Here is a 4,053-nt window from a genome sequence, read left to right as displayed (position 1 = left end):
AGTGTCAGCAGCGACTGGGCCAGCTTTTTCTGGGGCAGCTGGGCCACTGCCTCGAAAAGACCGTCCACCGCAAGCTCCCGGGTTTCCCCGGTAACGGTGCTCTGCAGGCATACCCCGGTGAGGGCCCCGCCGCTTTCCCGCAGACCGGTGACCACCGTGTCCAAAACCACATCCACGTTAGCCCGGGCGCGCAGAGCCTCCTCCAGCACCGGATCACCCCGGAACTGGGACCGGCGGTGGATGACGGTGACTTTTCGGCAGGTGTCCGCCAGAAACAGCGCGTCCTGCAGGGCGGCACTGCCGCCGCCCACCACGGCCACGTCCCGCCCGGCGTAAAAGGCGCCGTCACACACGGCACAATAGGACACGCCGGAAAGACGCTCCTCGCCGGGCAGGCCCAGGGTCCGGCGCTTCATGCCGGTGGCCAGGATCAGCGCCGTGCAGGTGTGAACGCCGTAGTCGGTGGTGACGGTGATCTCCGGGCCGGGCTGGACGGAGAGAACCTCCTCCAGCTCGATACAGGCACCTAAGTCCTCTGCCTGGGTGTACATCCGGTCCGCCAGCTCGGCGCCGGAGATGGCGGAAAAGCCGGGGAAGTTCTCCACCTTGGGGGCGGTGGCGATCTGTCCGCCGAAACTCTCTTTTTCCAGCAGCAATACGCTCCGGCCTGCCCGGCGGGCGTAAATGGCGGCGGTGAGTCCGGCGGGGCCGCCGCCCACGATGATAAGGTCATAGTGTTGGCTCATACATTCCATCCATTTCCGAAAACGTGAACGGAGGACCTTTCGTCCTCCGTTCACGTTTTCCTGTTTTCTGAAGTGCGTGGTTACCGGATATCTGCGGCGAACTTCTTGATGACGGAGGCGTTCACCAGTTTTTCCACCTGGTCGCCGTGACGGACGATCAGGGTGGGGGCCTGCTGGATGCCGTACCGGTTCACCAGGTCCAAATGCTCGCTGACGTCCATGGTCTGGTAGGCAATACCGGCCTTTTCCAGCTCATTTTTGGCGATCTTGCAGTTGGGACAGGTCTTGGTGGTGAAGAGCAGCAGCTCCGTCTCGTCGGAGGCAGCAGGGGCGGGGGCGGCGTCGGTTTTCACCGGCGCGGTCTCAGCGGTTTCCCGGTCGCACAGGCGGCGGCCCTCCAGCCGGGAGCTCTCCACATCGTAGAGCTTGCGGTCTTTGAACTCCTGTACCTTGCCGTCGTTCCAGTTCTGGACGGGGCGGTAGTAACCGGTGATGCGGCTCCACACCTCGCACGTCTTGCCGCAGGTGGGGCAGGTGAAGTGCTCGCCGGAGATATAGCCGTGTTCAGGGCAGATGGAATAGGTGGGGGAGATGGTGTAGTAGGGCAGCTTGAAATTCTCCGCGATCTTGCGCACCAGATTGGCGGCCGCCTTCCAGTCCGGCAGCTTCTCACCCAGGAAGGCGTGGAACACGGTGCCGGAAGTGTAGAGGGTCTGGAGATCGTCCTGGATGGCCAGAGCATCGAAGATGTCGGTGGTGTAGCCCACAGGCAGGTGAGAGGAGTTGGTGTAGTACGGGGTGTCCCCGGGGTGCTTGGCGGCGGTGATGATGTCGGGGTACTTCTCCACGTCGTGCTTGGCCAGACGGTAAGTGGTGGACTCGGCGGGGGTGGCCTCAAGGTTGTAGAGGTCGCCATAGAGCTCCTGGTAGTCGGACAGGCGCTCCCGCATGTGGTTGAGGACGTCCTTGGCAAAGGCCTGGGTCTCGGGATGGGTCAGATCCTTGCGCAGCCACTTGGCGTTGAGGCCCACCTCATTCATGCCGATGAGGCCGATGGTGGAGAAGTGGTTTTCAAAGGTGCCCAGATAGTACTTGGTATAGGGATAGAGACCTGCATCCATCAGCCGGGTGATGACGGTGCGCTTGGTCTTGAGGCTCCGGGCGGCGATGTCCATGATGTGGTCCAGCCGCTGGTAGAATTCTTCCGGCGTCTTGGAGAGGTAGGCGATCCGGGGCAGATTGATGGTGACCACGCCCACGGAGCCGGTGGATTCGCCGGAGCCGAAGTAGCCGCCGGACTTCTTGCGCAGTTCCCGCAGATCCAGCCGCAGCCGGCAGCACATGGAGCGCACGTCGCTGGGCTCCATATCGGAGTTGATGTAGTTGGAGAAGTAGGGCGTGCCGTACTTGGCGGTCATCTCAAAGAGCAGGCGGTTGTTCTCCGTGTCGGACCAGTCGAAGTCCTTGGTGATGGAGTAGGTGGGGATGGGGTACTGGAAGCCCCGGCCGTTGGCGTCGCCCTCGGTCATGATCTCGATGAACGCCTTGTTCACCATGTCCATTTCCTTCTTGCAGTCGCCGTAGGTGAAATCCTGCTCCTTGCCGCCTACGATGGCGGGCAGGTTCTCCAGATCCTTGGGCACGGTCCAGTCCAGCGTGATGTTGGAGAACGGCGCCTGGGTGCCCCAGCGGGAGGGGGTGTTCACGCCGAAGACGAAGGACTGGATGCACTGCTTGACCTCTTTCTGGGTCAGGTGGTCCGTCTTGACAAAGGGGGCAAGATAGGTGTCAAAGGAGGAGAATGCCTGAGCACCGGCCCACTCATTCTGCATGATGCCCAGGAAGTTCACCATCTGGTTGCAGAGGGTGGAGAGGTGGCTGGCCGGGGAGGAGTTGATCTTCCCGGGGATGCCCAGCCCCTGCTGGATGAGCTGCTTGAGGCTCCAGCCGGCGCAGTAGCCGGTGAGCATGGAGAGGTCATGGAGGTGGATATCGCCGTCCCGGTGGGCTTGGGCGATCTCCTCGTCATAGATCTCACTGAGCCAGTAGTTGGCGGTGATGGCGCCGGAGTTGGAGAGGATCAGTCCGCCCACGGAGTAGGTGACGGTGGAGTTCTCCTTGACGCGCCAGTCATTGATCTGGAGGTAGTTGTCCACCAGAGCTTTATAGTCCAGCAGCGTGGAGCCCAGATTGCGGATCTTCTCCCGCTGCTTGCGGTAGAGGATATAGGCCTTGGCAACATCGGCATAGCCTGCCTTGCTGAGGATATCCTCCACGCTGTCCTGGATCTGCTCCACGGTGATCCGCCCGTCCCGAATCTTGTCCTGGTAATCGGCAGTGACCTTCAATGCCAGAAGGTCGATGATGTCGGGATTGTACTCCTTGTGAGTGGCCTCGAAGGCCTTGGTGATGGCGGTGCTGATCTTGGAGAGATTGAACTCCACGATCTTGCCGTCCCGCTTGACAACCTGATACATATATCTCCCGCTTCCTCTTTCGTATTCCCGGCCGAAGTCGGTTTGGTATTGAAACAGACGGGCGCCTGAGGCGCCCTGTGGGTTCCATTGTAGCAACATCCCGAGGGGAAGTCAAGGAGAGAGAACACAAGATATTGTGTAATATTTCGTAAAAAACGCTGAATTAAAACTAGATTTAGTTAAATCCCCCGCACGTCCACAGAGCCGAAAAACGGCCGGACCAAGGCCGCAAAGGCCTGCAATTCCTGGGGGGAGAAGCCGTGGCAGCCGGTGCCCACCAGGTTGCCGGAGTCCACAAAATTCTGGATGAAATATCGGGGGGCCCCTTCCAGCCACTGACCGATGGCGAGAAAATCCTCTTCTGTGTGGAACTCCCGGACGGCGGTGGTGCGGAACTCATAGTCCACACCGGACCGGGTCAGCAGTCGCACACTCTCCCGTACCGGCGCGGGATCAAAGTCCGAAACGCCCACGGTCATGGGGTATTTTTCCGGCCGGTTTTTGATGTCCATGGCCACATAGTCCAGAAGGTCCTCCTCCAGCAGGGCGGCCAGGGCATCGGGGAAACAGCCGTTGGTATCCAGCTTGACGGCATAGCCCAATGCCCGGACCTTCCGCAAAAACGCGGCGGCATCGTTGTGGAGCAGAGGCTCCCCGCCGGAGAGGACCACACCGTCCAAAAGACCCTGCCGCTGACGGAGAAAGTCCAAAACCTCCTCCTCGGAATAGTGCTCCGCTTCCTCCAGATGTGTCACCAGCGGAGCGTTGTGGCAAAAATGGCAGCGCAGATTGCAGCCGCCTGTAAACACGGGGGCGGCCAGGTTTTCCGG

At 60.7% G+C, this 4,053-nt stretch carries 3 protein-coding genes; all 3 read right to left on the bottom strand.

Annotated features, from left to right (window positions below; all coding sequences use genetic code 11):
- On the bottom strand, nt 1–746 hold a 746-nt coding region (locus tag QZL67_RS05435), incomplete at its 3' end, for an FAD-dependent oxidoreductase (protein ID WP_292919926.1).
- Nucleotides 747–826: 80 nt separating this feature from the next.
- Nucleotides 827–3,223, bottom strand: a complete 2,397-nt coding sequence (locus QZL67_RS05430; protein ID WP_022289737.1) for a ribonucleoside triphosphate reductase — start codon at nt 3,221–3,223, stop codon at nt 827–829.
- A gap of 179 nt (nt 3,224–3,402) precedes the next feature.
- Nucleotides 3,403–4,053 (bottom strand): anaerobic ribonucleoside-triphosphate reductase activating protein (locus QZL67_RS05425; RefSeq protein ID WP_306765924.1); only part of this gene is annotated, 651 nt, incomplete at its 5' end.

The sequence above is a fragment of the Oscillibacter sp. CAG:155 genome (genome assembly GCA_000436875.1).
In the GTDB taxonomy this organism is placed as follows: Bacteria; Bacillota; Clostridia; order Oscillospirales; family Oscillospiraceae; genus Oscillibacter.
The sequence above is the reverse complement of the archived record's forward strand: the minus strand, read 5'-3'. Positions and strand labels throughout refer to the sequence as shown.